Origin of the sequence: Enterococcus sp. AZ163 (assembly GCF_050498925.1) — a bacterium.
Taxonomy (GTDB): domain Bacteria; phylum Bacillota; class Bacilli; order Lactobacillales; family Enterococcaceae; genus Enterococcus_A; species Enterococcus_A ferrettii.
Map to the genome: position 1 here is coordinate 499570 of NZ_JBIPAO010000002.1, position 19611 is coordinate 519180.

Here is a 19611-nt window from a genome sequence, read left to right on the forward strand (position 1 = left end):
ACTGTTTGGTTAGTGTGCTGTCGATTATTCACTTGTGTGCTGTTAAACTGTCATTCCAGAATTTACTTCAATCAACTCCATTAAAAAGCTGACTTCACTTTCTTCAATTGAAATCGCAAACCGATTCTCAATCGGTATGAGCATTTCCCGTAAATAGGCGTGCAGGGCGGGGTTCTGTTGAATAATTTGCTTTGTTTCCTCTCGTAAAAACTGTTCTTTGCGAATTGCTCGCTCCAGCATACTGCTCGTGTGAAACAAAAACTTGATCCAGAAATCTTCATAATGATTAATCTGGTATTGTTCACAAATTTGCTTCGCTTCTACCTCTAACAAATCATAAATAGTGGCTCCATCTAAGAAAATTAGGCTTTCTTCCAAAATACAAATGATCTTACCTCGACGATCCTCTCCAAAAATTTCACTGCCTTCCTCCAAATTCTTCTCCTGAAATTCTTGCACACTATTTCCGATATAGCCGCTCTGCTCAACAATATCTTCAGCCAATTTTCTCAATGTCATTTTGGGCAGTAGTGATTTTCTTGTTGCCTCAATTGCCATAGGCGTCGTAACCATCTTTATCGTTTCAGTTGTAATTCCGGTCTTTTTAGTGATAATATCGCCAAACATATTCAAAGAGCCCATGTCACTAAGAATGACTACACCTTTGCCTTGATCAATCTTTTGAACAATCCCTGTTGCTTTTTCCAAGGTTTCACCCACAGATTGAGAGAGTGGCATGTTGAGACCTACTGCGTGTTCAACATTCAATAGCTGATTAGCCGTTGCCGCAAAATCTGTCGCAGCAGCATTGCCATGAGTCAGGATTAGCACGCCTATTTTTTTCTCCGTGTATTTCTCATTCATCGCCTTCAAATATAGCGAGATAAAATATTTTTCACTCTCAGGCAGTTCAACCTCCAGCTGTTTGGAAATTTCTTTGCAAATATGCTCAGCTACCTCCAGCTCCTTTTTCAGTTCAAAATCATTTTGACGTTTGTGCTCCAGAAACGAATTGTCCCGAAATGAATAGCCTTCAGAAATTTTTTCGATTAACGTATCCAAATGCAATGCCAAACTTTTAATATTACTTTCGTCCAGATGATAGTGATTGACCTGTGCGATTTTTTTCAAAATATTAACAGTGACCTCATAGTTTTTTCGTGAAACTATTTTAAAAATAGGCTGCTGACGATTTTGCTGCTTTTCCGCCAATTCTTGAGTCTTGCCATGAATAATCGTTTTTAGAGGCGACAGCGAGCCCTTCCCTTCCAGATAACGTTGATAGGTTTGTAGAACATCGTGAGAAACACTCTCTTCCTCATCCACTAATAAAAACGGATTTGTATTCTTTTCCTGCTGCGGCGTAAATACCAGTTCATCAATTTTTAACAGCTTCAACTTTTCCCGCATTTGCTGATCATTCATTTCATTAGAATGAGCATAGTAAAACTGATCAATTAAATAGGTAGACAGATGGGAAAGCTTCACCTGAACGATCTCTTGTTGATTGGAAATGCTGTCAACTAAAGCATTGGCACACAATAATTGCACATCATTTTTAATCTGTCCAATATTTCCAACCGGATCATATTGCAAAAAGAAACGAACCACATCTTCATTAACCTGCAGTTTTCGATTAATTTTCTTGGATTCCTGCTCGAAGCAAAAATAAATCAGTTTGATTTTTTCTGTTAGTCCTCGTTCCTTCACACTAGGCATATTAATTGTTAAAGGAATTCGCCGTAAAAAGGTTGCCAAAATTGTTCCTTGAATTTCTTCAGTGGTCGCCCCAATAATTAATACCTGGACTCTGCGCGACTGTGTTGATTCTCCTAAACGATAATATTCCCCTCGATCCATGATAGAAAAAAGCATTTCCTGCCCTTCTGGCGCCAGGCGATGAATTTCATCCAGAAACAAGATCCCCTGATCTGCTGTCTCAATCAAACCTGCCTTATCAGTCTCTGCACCAGTAAAAGCCTGCTTCACATGGCCAAACAAATGATCCAGCAGCAAATGCGGATTATTGGAATAATCCGCACAATTGAACACTACATAGGGGGCATTTTCAGTTAAGGTTCCTACCCGCTCAGCATATTGGTACATAAAACGAGCAAACGTGGTTTTTCCTGATCCAGAAGGCCCGGTCAAAAGAGTATGCAATCCGTTAGGTGGATAGAGCAATGCTGCTTTTGCCTGTCGAATGGCATTTTCTAACGAACCATCGTAGCCAATTAACTCAGTAAACGGATAATCAACCGGCAAGCTTCCTTCCTCTGACAAAAGCTGCTTGCTCAACTCATTAAAATCAAGCACCTCGTCGGTAATAAATTTATGCCCGGTTGCTTCCTCCACCAGCTCTTTAGAAAGAAAATGAACAGGGCGACCAGAAAATTTCAAAACCTTCCCTTCCTCAGCTAACCTGTTCAAATCACGACTAACGTTATAGCGTGCAATATGTAATTCTTCAGAGATTTGTGTAGAATCTAGCTTTAGGTCTTTTTCTCCTGCAACAAATTTCCCGGTTTGTTCAGTAATAAAATCAAAAATCAGTTCCTTTCTCCCCATAAAGCAACCCCCTTTTATTACCCACATTGTACACAGTCACGTAAGCACTTTCAACTCTATTTTCCTCCGTTACAAATTGTTCAGCAGAAAAAAGTTCCCTCTAGAACCTTTTAGAGTCTGTTTGTTCTGCAGCTTTACAGTAGAAAACGAATGATCCCCATATAATTTAATACCGTCAAAACAACACAGCCACTAGTGACACCCAATGAAACTACTAAGAATACTTGAATAATTCGATGAATTGATTTTTGGATGTGGTTATCGACTTTTTCATAAAAATTTTTGGTATAAATAATAATCATCCAAATTACCACAACCACAGCAGCTAATTGCAGCAAGACATCTGCAGAGAACACGATCATTCCATTATTCATTTGTAATCCCTTTAAAGGAAGTGACAGTACAGAAAATAGCGAGGCTGTTAAACAAATAATCAGTAAAAAAATCCCCTTTGAAATCATTTGATTCAGAGTCGTATCCTCTTTGATTTTTTTCATCAGCTGTGGATCTCCTTTTATTAAATAGTCCAAAGAGAGGTCAAAAAGCACACTAATTTCAAGTAACATAGAAACATCTGGCAGGCTTTTGCCAGTTTCCCAGTTGGATATCGTTTGTCTTGAAATATGAAGCTGATCGGCAACCTGCTGTTGGGTCATATTCAATATCTTTCTCTGGTCTTTCAATATCTCTCCAATCATTCCTATCCCCCCTCTCCTACAATCATAAAAGCAAAATCCTGCATTAGCTAGCAATTCTCGTTTGCAATTGCCTTTTTTATGTCAAAAAGCGTTGACATCTTCTATTTATTCTGACGGTTGTAGTAAAAGTAAATGACCCTTTTACTGGTAAGACCTTAATAAAAAAGACAACCTGTCAAATGGGTTGTCTTAATATAATCATTGATTCATCTTACAAAATCAGCTCAGAGCGATGTAATTTCATATACATGGTGGTCCACAAAAATTCGATATGATTGATCTTTGAATTGCGTCACAAAACAAATCGACCGTATTTCTTTCGGTAAATTGGGGTCCAAAACTAGTTGGTCATTTATTATTTGCAAATTACAAAAACCATAAACCAACGCCATAAAAGTACCACCCATTGAAGCCGTGTGAATCCCATCTTTAGTATTCTTATGACTATTGTCTAAGTCAGTTCGAGCATTTTCTAACAAATATTGATAGCCCTTCTTAGTACTACCTAACCGACTATAAACAGTTGAAAAAATCGAGTAAGACAACGAAGAATCATGGGTCGTTACATGATCATAATAAGCAACACTCTTCCGAATCGTTTCTTGGTCAAACTGATCTTGAAACAGCATTAAGGCTAGTACAGCATCTGCTTGCTTTGCTATTTGATAACGATAAATAGTTAGAGGATGGTAGTTTAATAAAAGCGGATAGTGGGTTTCCTCTGGTGAATACGGCCATTTACTTTTGTTCAAAAAGTCTCGATCCTGAGCTATGATGCCCAGCTCTTTTTCATAAGGCAAAGCCATTATTTCCGCAAAAATTTGAAAATCACTTATTTCTTCTTCCTCGAGGGAAAGCTTTTTAGCCAACTCTTGCCAGGCACCTGGATCACTCTTTTGAATAATCTTTCTTAGTCTTGCAATCCATTCAAATTGATAGGCGACTAACTTGTTGGTATAGTAATTGTCATTAACCAAAACTGTATATTCATCCGGTCCAGTAATTTTATCAATATGGAATTGATGATTCTTTATATAACCAATTTCAGCAAAAATACGAGCTGTCTCAACCATCACCTCAAATCCACAATCGATCATAAACGATAAATCATCTGTGTAGCGATAATAACTGATAAAAGCATAGGCAATATCAGCATTGATGTGATGCTGGGCAGAACCGCCTTCAAAAAAAGGCGAGGACTCTGTGCCTGAAATAGTTCGCCATGGATAAAGTGCCCCTGTTCGATAGCCGTAAAGTTCTCGATTTTCTTTGGCTTTTCCTAAAGTATGGTAACGAAATTCAAGCAAGGCCTTGGCCAGTTTAGGCTTCAAATGCAGAAATACCGGGAAAACGTACATCTCGGCATCCCAGAAAACATGCCCTTCATAACCACTTCCACTTAATCCCTTGGCAGCGATACTACTTTTTCCATCAGTTCCTAATGACTGCAGCAAAGCAAAGGTGCTATAGTTTACACTTTCTTCCAACTTTTCCTGGCTATCAATCTCAACCTTGGCTGTCCGCCAAAATTCTTTTAGATAATCTTCCTGTAAAGCAGCCAGCTCGTCGAAGCTTTTTTCAATCCCACTATGATTGTCGGTACGAAACTTGTAACTTAAGTTCTTTTGATAACTGTTACCTTCTAAAGACGAAAATACAGTGATTCTTTCTGCTTCGATGGTTTGTTCCAGCTTGCCAGTAATTGACCATTTTAATTCCGCTGTCAGATGTGATTGTTTTGTTCTGAAACGACAGGTTCTTTCAGCTAAATCGATCTTTCCAATTTGAATTGTTTGAAAATCATGACTCATTCTAGGATCATTTTTGTCGATAGTCCGAATTGGATAGAAATTCAGATGTGTGGTCAGTTCTATCGGCTCATTATGATTCAGTCGATCAAAATCAATTTTCATTGAAAACAGATTTTTATGAATAAAGGAGGCTAAACGAGAAATTTTGATTTTGGTTTTCAAACCTTTTGGTGAGCTCCAAAGCAACTCACGTACGGTCAAGCCTTTTTCCATATCCAAGTAACGAACTGATTGACTAACTTCTCCTCGTTCAATCGAAAACGGCTCTCCGCCAATAGTTATTAAAGTTGTTTGACCATCGATAACACTGATCATCGTCTCACCAGTGGGAGTAAAACCAAACATTTTTTCTGGATAATGAATGTCCTTGGTTTCATAAAAACCATTCATATATGTTTCACGGTTGGTAGCAAATTGCTCGTAATAAGCTTCTTCTAAATTCCCTCTCAGACCAATTGAACCGTTTCCGTTAAAAAACAAGCTTTCTGCTTTTTCTAACGTTTCTTGATCGTACTCATTTAGAAAAATTTTCATCTTTAGTTCCTCTTTCCTATAAAAAATTGTAGAACAGACCCATACGATCTGTCCTACAATTCCCATTTATTAAGTATTTGCCGCTAAGTTCTCCGTACTTTCCGTGGTGGCTGCTTCACCAGTTTCCTCTTTTTGAAGAATCAAAGTCAAGACAAAGGATAAAACTACTGACATTGCCATCATAACCAACCCGGCAATTACGTTAGAGGTCCCTTTTTCACCAGAAAAACCTAAAATCGCCATTAAGCTATTTTGAGGTACATACAACGTTACATGCATCAATCCAGCAAAACAGCCTGAAATTCCCGCACTAATACAAGCTGCAATTAATGGTTTTTTGAATTTCATAGTGATCCCATAAAGAGCTGGTTCGGTAATTCCCATGATCGCCGAAATTCCAGCGGCCGTTGCAATCGATTTTACATTCTTTTGTTTCGATTTCACAGCTACTGCTAAGGTAGCCCCTCCTTGGGCCAAATTCGCACAAATTTGAGCGACTAAAATCAACGATTCAGTACCAGTTGCGGCAAACGAAGCAACAAAAATCGGCGTCAGCGCATGGTGCATCCCTGTCATAACGATAAACGGCATGGCTGCTGCTAATAAAGCAACCATTATGAAGCCCAGCTGTCCTTGCAGCAGATTGATTACCCAAGCTAAACCTTGACCAGCATAATTGCCTAAAGGTCCAATCACAATTAAAGCTAGTGGTGCAGTGATTAACAGAACTAACGTAGGGTTCAGTAAAATCTTTAACGATTTAGGCGTTACTCTATCAACAGCCCGTTCGATATAGGACATTATCCAAATTGTTAACAATGCAGGAATCACTGATGCCGCATAAATGACCCCTTGAATCGGCATCCCTAGAAATGAAATCGGATCTCCTGAAGCAACCCAAGAACTAAAATTAGGATGCAGGAAAACGCCTACAACAATAATTGCAATTGAGGTGTTGACTTTGAATTTATTTGCTGCGAACACGGCTAGTAAAATAGGCATAAAGTAAAACGCACCGTCACCTATAAAATCTAATACTCGATACGTGCTAGATTCGTTGGACATCCAATTAAAAGTCGTTGATAAGGACAGAATAACCTTAATCATCCCTGCAGCGGTTAGTGCAGGAATCATCGGTGTCATACAACCGGTAATCGTATCCACTACTTTACTGAAAATGCTTGCTTCCTTTGAAGAAGTCGCAGCGGTTGTTGCGTTCTCTTCACTATCTCCATTGGTAATCCCCTGACGAATAACCTCAGCAAACACTTCCCCTACATGACTGCCAATAATTACCTGTAATTGAGTTGTTGTCGGATTAACTCCAACCACTCCCTCAATGTTCCTTAATTGTTCTTCCTGAACTAGTTCCGAATTTTTCAGGTTGAAACGTAATCGTGTAGCACAGTGCACCGCAAAATTTATATTATCCTTTCCCCCAAGACTTCGGATAATCTCTCTTGATAATTCTTCATACTTTCTCATTTTATTTACCCCTCTCTATTCAAATGCATACTTTCCATCCGTCGCAATCACTTGTTGATAAAAATAGAAGCTGTCCTTTTTGTATCGTTCGTGGCTGCCATTATTTACATCATCTTGATCTACATAGATAACGCCATAACGTTTACTGATTTTCCCCTCACTAACACTTGGCAAATCGATGATTCCCCACATTAAATAGCCGATTACATCGATGCCATCTTCTTCAACAGCAAGCACTAGACTTTTTACATGCTCCTTCAAATAATGAATTCGATAATCATCGTGAACTTTGCCTTCAGAAAATTCATCTTGGGTTCCGATTCCGTTCTCAACAATAAACAACGGTTTTCGGTAGCGATCATGCAGCTGATTCAAGGTAATTCGCAATCCCAAAGGATCATCCTGCCAAACACTTTTACTTTTTGGCAGATATGGATTTCTCAGGGTGGTGTCCCCGTTCGTTGCAACTCGATCAATGCCTGTTTCTTCGGCGGCTGTACAAGCACTGGAATAGTAGCTGAATGAAACAAAATCTACTGTATTTTCTCGTAAAATTTCTTGGTCTGCTTCACTGATTTCCAGAGAAAGATTATGCTGCTTACAATACGTAGAAAAGAATCTAGGATATTCGCCGAAAACTTGAACATCTGAAAACAACAGATTTTCTCTTTCCTGCTGCAGTGCTGCAAATACATCTTTTGGATCACAAGTATATGCATAGGTTTTTCCAGCAGCCAGCATAGCACCAAACTGCATTTTAGTATCAATTTTTCTACCTGCCTTGATGGTTAAAGCATTGGCTAGAAGCTGATGATGTCCCGCCTGATATTGAGTAGACAAATTGTCCTTACCTTCTTCGAACAAAATACCGCCACCAATATATGGGATGTGCAGGACCATGTTCATTTCATTAAAAGGAATCCAACGAGTAATTCTCCCTTTAAAGGCTGTCATGACTGTCTCAGCATAATGAACAAATAAATCCACAACCTTCCGATTTCCCCAGCCATTGTATTTTTTTACCAAATGCACAGGTAATTCAAAATGGGAAAGCGTTACAATTGGTTCAATCTGATAATTTTCCAACTCCGTCAGCAGCCGATCATAGAAGGCCAACCCAGCTTCATTTGGCTCCTGTTCCTCACCTGTCGGAAAAATTCTTGACCAGGAAATAGAAAAGCGAAAGCTGTTCACTCCTAACTCGCTAAGCAGTTTAATGTCCGATTGGTACCGATTAAAAAAATCATTGCCAAAGCGTCCTGGATAAACCTCACTCCCCTGAGTCTCAAGAAGTGAAGACTCCTGATTCTTATATACTGCTTTCAGTCTACGCTCATCCAAAGGTAGATAATCAAAGTTTGATGGCAACCTTCCCTCTGCTAAATAATTCCCTTCACATTGAGCAGCTGATACTGCTCCTCCCCACAAAAACCCAGATTCTTTTTCCATACCTCGTTACTCTCCTTTATAAAGTATCCGTTTTCAAAACTCTCTATACTTTTATTATAGTCAGCAAAATTTATTTTCATTCCCCTAATTTTGTTCATTTATTCTCAAAAATTGTCGAAAGGCAACTACCTTTCTCGGTAATTGCCTTAGTCAATCTTCATTCGATTACGATATTCCAAAGGAGCAATGTCCATTGATTTTTTAAATAGCCGGTAAAAAGTTTTGTCACTTTCAAAACCAGTCCGAGTAATAATTTCTGAAACAGAATAATCACTGTTGATCAACAGCCACTTAGCTTTATCAATTCGATAGTCATTTAAAAAGGTCAAAAAGGTTTTCCCAGTATTTCGCTTAAAGAATTTGGTAAAGTAAAATGTACTATAGCCGGAAACATCTGCAATGTTTCGCAAGGTGATATCTTCTTGGTAATAGTCTTCAACATAACGAAAAATTTTGTCCAGCTTTTCCAGAACATCCTTCGTAGCCAGTTTGTTCATCTTCTTCGATTGTTTGGTTTGTTTTGGAATATCACGAATCAACAAGCTGATCAGCTGAAAAATGGCTGCCTTCACTACAAATTGATACCCAGTCTGCTGAGTGTCCATTTCTAATTGAACCGACTTCAACAATTGTCGAATAATCTCTTCCTGCTGTTGTTTCCAATAAAGACTAACTGGAACTAATTCGGAAAACAATTTCTGCAAATCAAGATTTTCTTTATTTAACGATGCAAAATAAGAAAGATCAAACTGATAAACCAATCGTTCACTGCCTGGTGAGGCTAAAACGTAGTGAATCAATCCACCACTAATAAAAGCAATCTCCCCTTCTGATAATTTGTAAGGGATATCATCAATTCCCAAAGAAATCGTTCCTTTGGTTACATAAATTAATTCAACCTCACGGTGCCAATGAGGCGTGGTTAAAATATTGCCATCATTGATCAATGTTCGAAAAGGAAAATCTTTGTCTAGCTCCGGCATTTCCAAATAAATTGCCATATTCCTCACCTCGGTTTCATTCTGACGGATAAATCATAGAAAGTAAATGTTCTTTTTTGACTTCAAATCAAAAAGGACGATCAAGTAATAATGACCGTCCTTCCATTTCATATGCTATTCTTCACCTAAAACAATTACGCGATCAACAAAATCTTCGTAAAAACCATTTTCGTGGGAAACGACTACCACAGTGCCTGGGAATTTTTCTAAAGCCAGCTGTAGATTTTCTTTGGTTGCCTGATCTATGTGGTTTGTTGGTTCATCGAGAATTAAAAAATTACTCTTAATCATCGTCATATCAGCCAGCTTTACTTTGGTTTGTTCCCCACCACTAAGGGTTTTCAAGCTTTGTTGAGCTAGTTGGCTGCTTAAGCCTGAACGAGATAACTGACGACGCAGTTCTTTGTTATTGGCCTTTGGATAACGATTGCTCAAATATTGGAAAGGAGTTTCCAAAGGATTTTCCCAAGCTAATTCCTGAGAAAAATAATTGATTTTCGTATGGTTAGGAAAATGGAAGCTGCCGCCCAACGCTGGAATCTCACCGATCAACGTTTTGATCAATGTTGATTTACCAATGCCATTAAAACCACGCAAAGCAACTTTTTCGCCATAACGGATGGTTAATTGTAATGGTGCTAATAATGGTTTCTCATAACCGACTAACAATTCATCAGTTTCTAAAGCCAAGGTCGTCACTAATGGTACTGGTTCAAATACGATATTAGGAGTTGGTGCGTCCGATGGTGGTGTTAGACGTTCTACCTTCGCCAATTGCTTTTCACGGCTTTTCGCCATAGTTGAACGAGAACCTGCTTTGTATTTCCGAATATATTCTTCCGTTTTCTTGATATGGGTTTGCTGTGCTTCATATTGACGCATGTACGTCTCCGCCCGCAATTCCTTTTGCTTCGATGCTTTTTCCAAATTCCCGGTATATTTCGTCAACTGACCAAACTCTATATCCATAATATGCGTAGTTACAGCGTTTAAGAAATCTTGATCGTGAGAAACAACCAAGAACGTTCCCGGAAAATCCTTCAAGAAGTCCGTCAACCATTGCACATGATCATCATCCAAATGGTTCGTCGGTTCATCCAGTATCAACAGATCTGGTTTTTCTAGCAACAATTTAGCCAAAAGAATTTTCGAACGCTGACCACCACTCAAGTTTTTCAAGCGACTATCCATACCAAGAATGTTAATTCCAAGTCCGGTTGCCAATTCATCAATCAAGGTATTCATTTGATAAAACTCGCCCTGGTCTAGTTCATTTTGCAGCTTGCCGGCACGTTCCAACAGCTTATCATTCATATCAGTGGCATAGTCTTCGTACAACTTGATAATTTCTGCTTCCTTAGCAATATCCTCGGCGAAAGCCGTTTGCAGAAATTCTTGAATCGTTAACGTTTCATCCACATTAACATATTGGTCTAAATAGCCGACATGAAATTTAGGCGAAACAACAATTTGTCCTTCATCTGGCAAAATTTCACCCGTAATAATCTTGATCAAGGTACTTTTCCCAGCACCATTCCGCCCAATTAGGCCAACATGCTCGCCTTTATTAATCTGTGCATTAATTTTTTCATACAGCAGCTTGTCGCCAAACTGTTGGGTAATATCTACTAAATTCATCATAACTTTTCTATCTCCTTATTTACTGTTTCATTCTAGTATAGGTAAACATCAGCGATTTTAAACAAAAAAACCGCAGACAACAGCAATTGTCTGCAGCTACAACGTCTTTTTCCAAATCGAAAACACCTAAGCAAGACAAATAAACCTGCCTACTCCGGGCATTTTCGATGAAGTCTCAACCTTTATTGTATGCCCCTAACAATGCTTCATCGTATCCATTTGTTAAGAGCTGATTTTCTTGTAAATCTAAAATAATAATCGTATATCATCCGATGTTCCCTCTTTCGCCAAGAATCATAACATGTTAAAAGGAATGTGTCAAAAAGATGAAAAAAGTTTCTGTAAAACTAAAGTATATATACTTAGCGAGCCTTCATAGTAGAGTTATAGTTGATTCTATTAACTATAGTATGATTAATCAGATTACTAATTGCCAATCTTTACTAAAACATTCTCATCAAAACTATTAAAGTTCACTTCCACTAAAGGATTTGGGATAGATACCTCCGATAAATGATTCTTTTCAAATGCTCCATAGCCAATAAAGCTAACACTTGGTGAAAACAGCACTGTTTCTAGTTTATTTTGACTAAAGGCATATTGACCGATAGAAGTAACCTTTCCAGGTATTTTAACAGTCGTTAATTGATTGTTTTCAAATGCGTAATCACCAATACTCGTTAGCTGACTTGAAAGGACAACCTCTGTTAACAAATTATCACTAAATGCATGCCACCCTACAGTCTCAATCTTATCAGGGATAGTTAGCGCATTTAGTTTATTTTCAGTAAATGCTTGATCCCCTAAGAACGTTAAAGTGCTTGGAAGAGAAATCTCTTCCAGATAGTTATCTGAAAAGGCCCCATCTTCTATAGATAGCAATCCTTCCGGCAGTTCAAGTTTTGCTATTGAGTTCGCATAGAATGCTCCTTGCTCAATTACTTTGATATCTTTAGGTATTTTTAGTTCAGTAATCAGATTCTTTCCAAAAGCAAATTCTCCCATACTAGTAACAGTATCGGGCAGCTCAAGGGAGGTTATTGAATTATAATCGAAGGCTCCATCTCCTATAGAAATAACCCCCTCTGGAATAGTGACTTCACTTATATAGTCATCCGTAAATGACCATTCGCCGATTGTTTCCAGACTAGCCGGAAATTTAACAGACCTCAAATTTCTACATGCTCGAAAGGCTCTATCACCAATCGAAACGAGTCCTTCAGAAAAAACTACTTTGTCCAATTCAATTTCATTAAAGGCATCGTTTCCCACATGTTCAACCGAATACGTACGTCCATCTCTTTCTGTTTTACTTGGAATAATCACTTCAGAGTGTTTACTTCCAGCTGTAAAACCTGTTACTGTCGCAACATCACCTTCAAAAGAATAAGACAAATAATTTTCAGTGTATCTAAATACTATTGTTTGATTCTGTTTTACATTGGAAATAACTAGTTGTCTATCTCCAGTAATATCATATCCGTCAATGTTAGGGGCTGTAGCAGTAAAATTGCTTCCTTCTTTAGGAAATTCAGTTGTTATATTCTGAATGTCATTGCCATCAAGATCTTGATATTTGATAGTAATCTCATAATTCGGAATCGGAATATACTGTTTCTCATAAACAAAAATTATCGTGCTATTTTTGTTCACATTGCTAATGGTTTGACTTGCACTTTCAAGTACAAAATATTCTTCTATTTCTGGTGCAGCAGCCGTATAGCTGTTTCCTTTCTCCACTTGAGTAACCAAAGATTTTTGAATTTCTCTATTTTCAGTATCTACGTATTTTACTGTAACAGTAAATTTTTGTGTTTCTGGTTTAGCAGTCTCTTTCAAACTGCAAAACGCCTTTTGCAAAGCTGACTTAGCATCGTCTACTTGTTTTTGGGTTGCCTTTTTATTATCAATTGTAGATTTCGCATTTTTTAAAGCAGATTGGAATGTATTCCAAGTTGCAGAAGTATAAGTTCCTTTAGCTGTACCTTTGTACTTGTTGTACAAATTCTGCAAATCCGTTTTCTTCACAGCTGCGGCAGGCTTTTCATCCCCACTTCCACGATGAGTCCCATACCAAGCTAACCCTTCATCCTTCCAACCAGCTCGTATAAGCATATCTTGTTCTGCACCATTGACTGTATAGTTGTGGCTACCTGCTTTTGCATTCGGATTATAGGCACGATAAAGTTTAATTGTTTTCCTTGTATCTGAGAACCAGCCCACACCTTCGTAACGCCAACCAACTTTTACCAACATATCTTTTTCATTTCCATTTAAAGTATAGTGATGATCCCCAGCATTGGGATTGTACAGTCGATACACTGGATCGCCTTTGGTTGGTGCATACCAGCCGATACCTTCGTCTTTCCAGCCAACTTTTTTTAACATGTCTCGTTCTGCACCATTCTTTGTGTAGAAATGTTCTCCACTATTTGGATTGTAGAGACGATACATGTCGTCGGTGGCTGCCTCTACCTCTGATGACAGAGTAAAAATTGCCACAATTGATACCAACAAAAATACTATCCACTTAAACATCTTTTTCATTCTGCGTTCACTCCTTTTAATAATCACTAAAAGTAAAATGGACTCTCTTTGAAACCAAAGAGAGCTCACATTTTTACTATTAATCAAATTTCTTCCGACTCTTCAAAAACATCCCTGTCAAAACTACACCAAGGGTTGAAATACCCATCAACGTTAATACGAAAGATCCTTCTTCCCCCGTCTGAGGAAGTCCTTTAGTTTCCGTTGCTCCTTGTGTATTAACCTGACTGTATTTATCTACATTTACAGTTTTTACTTTTCCATTATTTGATTCTTTGTCAGTATTTTTTGGTGCTGAATTATTCTGACCGCCATCATCTGTATTTTTGTTATCAGAATTAGTATCTTTATCTTTTGTTCCATTATTGTTAGCGTTGCCTGCATTGTTATTGGTTCCGCCATTATTACCTGCTCCTGAGTTGTTTCCATTATTTGATCCGTTGTTGTTTCCAGAACCATTATTACCGCTATTTCCATTATTACCACTGTCGTCTTTTTTGACTAGTTCACTCATTGCTGTCTGTAGTGTTTCAGTCAGCCAGTCTAGCCATGATTGACTAACTTCCTCTGGATAAGTTCCATCAATTATCGCTTGCAAAAATTCATTGACAGGCGTTTCACCAATTGCTTGATCTGCAAGGATTTGCTGCATCTTCTTCCATGATTCTGGTGTATAATCGGCTTCCTTCAGTCCATTAAACTGATTCATCGCTTCTTTTGCTTTTGAAAAATCTTCTGCTGGTTTTTCTCTTTCAAGAACTGAATAGCCGCTGCCTGTTTTATACCCTTGATAAGTGATTTCAATATCTCGACGACCTACACCTTTAAAGATAATACCCTCTTCGGTAATTACATCCTGATCATTTCCAGTAGTAATGACGTAATCATTTTTATTGAGATAGAGATTTTCATACGAACCATCAGAATAACTATGCTGAATCATAAAATTCGAAAATGGTGCAAGCTCTCCGTCAAATGACAGCCCTGGATAAGGAACCAGATTTATGCTGAATAAGTTTTTGGTGCCATCATTTCTTACCAATTTTCTGCGAGCATCCACCATACTTTGATAAGCTGTGAATAATTCCCTTTCATAGACACCATGATCTCTTATTTCTTGTTCTAATAGTGTTTTTGTCTTCAAGTATTCTTGATCAAACAACTGTTTGGAGGCACTAGTATAGCTAGTTGTATCTTGATAAATGTCTTGCAGTGAATCAAAAATCTCTTTGATACGATGTTGTATTTTTTCTCCATACATAAAGTAATGGTCAACAAAATTCAGGTGCATTCCCCCTAAAGGTTGTGATAAAAAATCTATTTCTTTCTGAGAGATATCTGTACGATTTCGAATACTCAAATAATTTTGATAAATGTCATTCCATGCATTCCAGTCATCCCACCAATAGAAATGATCATAAATATCTTTTAATTGAACATATGCTTCATAACCTGCAAGAGAAGCATCATACCTAGACCAATCTAATTCACCTGCTTCAAAAACAGCTGTTAAGGTTATATCTTGATGTATTTCCATTCCGTAACCAGCAAGCCACTCTTGGTTTTCTTTTCGCCATCCAACAAACCGATGTCCTGCAGCTGGAGTAACCCCAGGTAATTCATCGTAAGATAAATAGTAGCCTGTTTTTCTTTCAATTGGATTAGCATCTGACAACAGTCCATTTCCCTCAACTGCAAAAGAGATCGTCGAATAAGTAATCGGAGCCCGTTGATCAACAATTAGTGTGATGTTGTATTTTGCTTCGCCTATTTCATAAACAAGTGGTTCTCCACTTCGTCCGCCGTTTCCTCCTACAGAATAATCGTAATCAAGATCCCAAGCAGACCAAAAGAACTCATCGGAATCCTCCTCTGGAAATGTACAAGTAATAAAGCCTACATGCCAATCTTCTTCATCATATATATTAAAGTTATAGTTTTCCCCATCAGAATTTAAAAAGGGGGTTATCTCACTCGTATGGAGTGTAGCAATATAATCCTTTAATACAATTTTACGATATCTGAATTGAAGATTAATCGTTTTGTTTGCTCCTGCTCCAGAGGGAGTTACGGTATACGTTTTATCGTGATGATTAGTTGTTACCATAGAATAATCATCACCAATAGGGGGTAATGTATCAGCCACTGCATATCCCACTATTTCCGGTGCAGTAATAATTTTTGACTCATTCAATGATACTTGGATTGTTTCCCTAGATAAAACATTGTTTTTGTTGTCGGTACATTGTAAATTTATATTCACCATACCAGCCTTTACTGGAGCTTCTTCTGTTTCTTCATCGTCATCAAATCCGCTTTTTTGAATTTGTATAGTCGATTGCATTCCAGTAACCTCCTCAACTGGTTTTAAGTCTTCCGTTTTACTAGTTGCTGTTTCTGAAACGCCCTCATTGATTTCTTCCCTTTCAGAATTAGTATTTTCTGGAACAGTCACCATTTCTGATTCTTCCGATTCCGTTAGTGTTTGTGAATCCAATGTCTCAAGTGAACTTGGATTTGCACTTGGCAACGTACCGTCCACAAAATTTACTGTATCAGTAGTTGCTTTTGCTGCTGGGACAGTTTCTTCAGCCAGTACCCCTACTGATCCTAATACCATCGGACAAAGTAAGGTAACAACTGTGGTTACTTGATAGAAGTATTTGCCTCGTTTGTTTTGTATTAACTTTTTTTCATGATAACGCATCATTCGTGTATTTTTCATTTCTAACTCCTTTTTAGTACTTCATTTTTGTTTCAACAGTGTTTAACCATTTGGTCATTCGAGTGTTCTTTACCCTATTTACCACCATTTGTTACCATGCTTCATTTTAACAACAATAAAAATTGCCAATAATTTAATTTATTTTATCATCCTCCAACAATCAATTGTCGACCAACCTTAACCAACTTTAGGACCAATTTGGCCAATAGCTGAAAAGACTGATATGGCTTAATTTTTGAGATCTATCTAGCAATTAATTTTCTCATTAGACTATAACTAATCAATTTGACCAAGATTTAAAATGTTATTCTGTTTTTTTAATTTTTGATTTAAAATAGAAGTTAGAAGTGCATTTTTCTTTTAGGCAGGGAGGGAGTTGGATTTGATGGGAACAACTGAAAAAGAGTTACGTGAGATCAGAGAGGTTATTACAACAAATATTTTATTATTAGTTCCTGCTACAACCGATATTACCAACAAAAAATTTGGAGTATCAAAATCATCAATAAATAGCTATCGCAGACGTGAACATATTCCGTCAGAACAAACTTTAAAACTCCTGCTAGATAGAATCAAAGTAATTTGCAAAGCTGAAGACATAAAACTAGATGATGGGCTAAAAAATTGGTTAGAGGATTTCAATAAATCATTGCGAGCTGTCGGTGTCACAAGTGAATCTAATGGAGTAGCCTATATTGAACGTAACGAAAATATTTGTGAAAGAATCATTCCATTTTGTGAAGAACTACTTGCTAGTCGTCAAAAGTCGGTTTCTCAATGGTATTGCTACCGACCTAAAGACAAAGAGAAACTTAAATTTCCCGCTCACCTTTCACCTAAACTCATGGAAGAACGTGTGATTATTGGTAGAGAAAAAGAATGTCTCGAGATTGAGCAAATGATAGAAGAACATACACAGCCCATTCATATCTATTCTGTAGCAGGTTTGGGAAAAACAATCACTGTTTACAAGTATGCATGTGAAGTAACTAAAAGAGAACCCATCTTAATCAGTATTCCCACCAGTTCAGTGAATATTGTTTATGATCTTCTTAACGAGTTAGAGCCTAATCTAGTGAAACATCTTAATACCGATGAAAGCCTCACAAAACATTTGGTCACTGCTTTATACAATTTTGCTGACAAAATGAAACACTATGATAATTATGTATTATTGATCATCGATAATATTAGTAAAGTATCACAGCTGAAATCTTTAGAAAGATTAAAACCATTAATAGAAATTGGTTGGAAAGTTCTCGCTACAACGCGTGTAATACTTGATGAAAATAAACATAGAAAAATCATCGAGTTATTTCCCTTATCTGAAGAAGATTGCCTGAAGCTTTTCAAATATCATTATTTTAAGACTTCTACTGACAAGCAACTCTCTCAAGAAGAGGAAAATAGGCTAAAAAAAATATTTTTAGAGATTGATTCACATACGTATTTAATAGAACTATTGGCAAAACTCGGCCGCCGTAGTGGATCTCAGATTTCTGATTTGGAAAAAACTATTACTCAACAGAAACACGCAGCTTTTTTGCCGGACGAAATCTTAAACTCATCAATACTTGTTGAAGATGAATATACGCACAGAAAGCTTCGAAACATCATTTTAAATTTGTTTGATAATAGTAATTTGGACGTACTTGAAAGACGCGTGTTGGGGTACTTCACTATGACGCCAGATAATCCAATTCTTGAAGATGATTTAGTCAAATGGATGTCGGATACAGAAGATTTAAAATCAATACCACTGAAATCAATATTTACTAATCTTTACGAACAAGGTTGGCTAATGATGGAAAAAGATAAACTAGCAAAACACGGCAACCGAAAATTTAAATGTCATTTTTTGGTTCAAAGTGCTCTAAGTTTAGATGAGGAAATTCGTCAGTCTATTGACTGTAGACCTTTCATTCAGAATGTTATAACTTACATGAATTTCCCTCATGACGGTATCGAGCGGACCAATATTTTTCAAAACCTCACCACTCTTTCGGTTATCGTTTCTAAATATCAGGAAACATCTATTGAACGTTATCAACTAATCAAACAATACTTATCCTGTTGCATTCACTTCAATACTTTTGCTAAAGAATGTCAATCCTATACTGAAGAACTGTTAGAATTGCAGCAGAAATTTTATCCAGATAATTCAATGGAGCATCAGATCGAAAAAGTCATCTGCCAACACATTTATAATGATACTTTTTTAGGAATTTATGATGTACGAGGTAAAATGTCCAAAGTGTTAGAATTGCGTAAACAAACAGCGATTAACGCTGAACAAATTTGTGATAGGAAACCATTATTGTATATTCGTATTAAACAAAAATATGCAAACTCTTTAAGTAAAAGAGGAGATTTTGATGATGCTCTAGCCATTTTAGAAGAAATCGAGAGGCAGATTAAATCAGTAATCAAACAAGGACTAATTGAAAATAAGAAAGAATGGCAGTATGCTCTTTTTAGAAATTATGAGCAGCAAGGTGACATTTATAGCAGTAAACATAAACATCTTAATGATCGTATATGTCTTGGCAAATCTTTGTCAATAAGAATTAAATATCTAGCTTTAGGTGAAGAATTTTTGACCGATGATTCTTATAAATTGCGCTCTTGTCATAATGATTTAGGCTTAACTTATCTCAATCAATATGATCAGTTTAAAAATGACAAGCTTTTGAAAAAAGCAAAAAAGCACTTAAAGTATTCCTATAAGACAGCAATTGAACGATACGGAAAAAATTCGGTTCGGAGTGCTTGGTCTATTGAAAATTTTGCTAGTTACTTTAGAAGAAAACAAAATTTTAAAGCAGCGATATATTATGTAACTTATGCATATCGCCTTATAAAGCCCAGACCAGATTTAAGTAAGAACCGTTCACTAATGATTACTGCTCGTTTTTTAGGAACACTTTACTTAGAACATTTTCTTTTTCAACAGACAAAGGATAGATCGCTTTTAGAAAATGCACTCAATTATTTGAATGAATCTCTCGAAATATCTATCTTTCTTCATGATGGTGAGGATAATCGCGATAGTATTCTTAACAGTGATTTGATTGCTGAGGTTCACGAAGAGTTATCAAAATTAGACAATTAAAAAAACAAACAGATCCCGTTATGTACACTACTTGACACAT

At 37.1% G+C, this 19611-nt stretch carries 10 protein-coding genes; 1 reads left to right on the top strand and 9 read right to left on the bottom strand.

Going from position 1 to position 19611, the window contains the following annotated elements; all coding sequences use genetic code 11:
* Nucleotides 1-42: 42 nt before the first annotated feature.
* The 9 genes from IGI46_RS20830 to IGI46_RS20870 all read right to left on the bottom strand — a co-directional run bounded on the left by IGI46_RS20830 (nt 43) and on the right by IGI46_RS20870 (nt 16459).
* Entirely contained in the window at nt 43-2568 is a 2526-nt protein-coding gene (locus IGI46_RS20830) for a sigma-54-dependent transcriptional regulator (RefSeq protein ID WP_429965932.1), read from the bottom strand.
* Nucleotides 2569-2702: 134 nt separating this feature from the next.
* Nucleotides 2703-3266 (bottom strand): helix-turn-helix domain-containing protein, encoded by a 564-nt coding sequence (locus tag IGI46_RS20835; protein ID WP_429965931.1) that lies wholly within the window; start codon nt 3264-3266, stop codon nt 2703-2705.
* Nucleotides 3267-3490: 224 nt separating this feature from the next.
* The gene (locus IGI46_RS20840; protein WP_429965930.1) at nt 3491-5611 is read right to left on the bottom strand and encodes a glycoside hydrolase family 65 protein; all 2121 of its coding nucleotides are present in this window, start codon (nt 5609-5611) and stop codon (nt 3491-3493) included.
* A 69-nt stretch (nt 5612-5680) separates the two neighbouring features.
* The gene (locus tag IGI46_RS20845; protein ID WP_429965929.1) at nt 5681-7096 is read right to left on the bottom strand and encodes a PTS transporter subunit EIIC; all 1416 of its coding nucleotides are present in this window, start codon (nt 7094-7096) and stop codon (nt 5681-5683) included.
* A 15-nt stretch (nt 7097-7111) separates the two neighbouring features.
* On the bottom strand, nt 7112-8545 hold the full coding sequence (locus IGI46_RS20850; RefSeq protein ID WP_429965928.1) for a glycoside hydrolase family 1 protein: 1434 nt from the start codon (nt 8543-8545) through the stop codon (nt 7112-7114).
* 146 nt (nt 8546-8691) lie between these two features.
* Nucleotides 8692-9546 carry an AraC family transcriptional regulator gene (locus tag IGI46_RS20855; protein ID WP_429965927.1) on the bottom strand — a complete coding sequence of 285 codons (855 nt, stop codon included), beginning with the start codon at nt 9544-9546 and terminating at the stop codon, nt 8692-8694.
* A gap of 114 nt (nt 9547-9660) precedes the next feature.
* The gene (locus tag IGI46_RS20860; RefSeq protein WP_429965926.1) at nt 9661-11187 is read right to left on the bottom strand and encodes an ABC-F family ATP-binding cassette domain-containing protein; all 1527 of its coding nucleotides are present in this window, start codon (nt 11185-11187) and stop codon (nt 9661-9663) included.
* Between the two features lie 426 nt (nt 11188-11613).
* Nucleotides 11614-13734, bottom strand: a complete 2121-nt coding sequence (locus IGI46_RS20865) for a leucine-rich repeat protein (RefSeq protein WP_429974180.1) — start codon at nt 13732-13734, stop codon at nt 11614-11616.
* A 79-nt stretch (nt 13735-13813) separates the two neighbouring features.
* A complete protein-coding gene (locus IGI46_RS20870; protein WP_429974181.1) occupies nt 13814-16459 on the bottom strand; it encodes an LPXTG cell wall anchor domain-containing protein in 2646 nt (881 codons plus the stop codon).
* Nucleotides 16460-16844: 385 nt separating this feature from the next.
* Here IGI46_RS20870 and IGI46_RS20875 point away from each other — a divergent pair, with 385 nt between their 5' ends.
* A complete protein-coding gene (locus IGI46_RS20875; RefSeq protein ID WP_429965920.1) occupies nt 16845-19571 on the top strand; it encodes an NB-ARC domain-containing protein in 2727 nt (908 codons plus the stop codon).
* Nucleotides 19572-19611 lie beyond the last annotated feature (40 nt).